Annotated in this window: 2 protein-coding genes; both read left to right on the top strand. The window is 51.1% G+C overall.

The genetic code is table 11. The annotated features are described in order from the left end of the window. Window positions 1-231 (top strand): phosphopantetheine-binding protein (locus ACYVIC_RS13020; protein ID WP_460860582.1); only part of this gene is annotated, 231 nt, incomplete at its 5' end. After that, window positions 225-794, top strand: a 570-nt coding sequence (locus ACYVIC_RS13025; RefSeq protein ID WP_460860584.1) for a condensation domain-containing protein, incomplete at its 3' end; no start/stop codon positions are given. The genes ACYVIC_RS13020 and ACYVIC_RS13025, both read left to right, overlap by 7 nt.

Below are 794 nucleotides of genomic sequence, written 5' to 3' on the forward strand. Positions count from 1 at the left end.
GAGCCTATCAGCCGGCATGCCAACTTCTTTATGCTGGGTGGGCACTCTTTGCTGGTAACCAAGCTTAAATTCAGCATCCGCGAAAATTTCGGGATCGACGTGCTGTTGTCCCGCCTCCTTCAAACAGCCGAATTAAAGCGTCAGGCAAGCTTGATAGATGAATTATTGGTCTTGTCGCAGAACAAGTGTTTGGCATCTGAAGCTGAAGAAGTGGAGGAAATGTCATGGTAAGTGCAGCCAAACTTGTTCAAAAGCTTAATTCGAATGGCATAAGCATTACTGCGGAGCAGGGCCGACTGATAACGAAAGCTGCGAAAGGTAAGCTTACCGCAGAGCTGGCAGTTCAGATACGCGAGCATAAACAGGAGTTGCTGACTTTTCTTGGCAATGCTGCTGAGGTGTGCCAATCACCAAAAGTGATCGCTATTACTCACAGTAACGAGATCCCACTGTCTTTTGCCCAGCAGCGTTTGTGGTTGCTGGAGCAGATAGACGGCGGTAGCGCTCACTACAATATGCCCTTTGCTTTACGCCTGTGTGGCGCACTGGACGCGGTGGCCCTGCAACGCGCATTGGATGCGCTGGTATTGCGCCATGAGATTTTACGTACCAGCTATCACCAGAATAAAGCGGGTGAAGCCTATCAGCGCATCAGCCCAGCAGGTCCTGTGCTGTTAAGCTTGCACAGTGTTACGCAGGGCAGCCTGGATGCAGCGATAGAAGCCGAAGCCAATCGGCCGTTTGATTTAAGCCATGACCTGATGCTACGTGCAACGGTGCTGAGTGTGTCAGCG

This window comes from Rheinheimera gaetbuli (assembly GCF_054781935.1).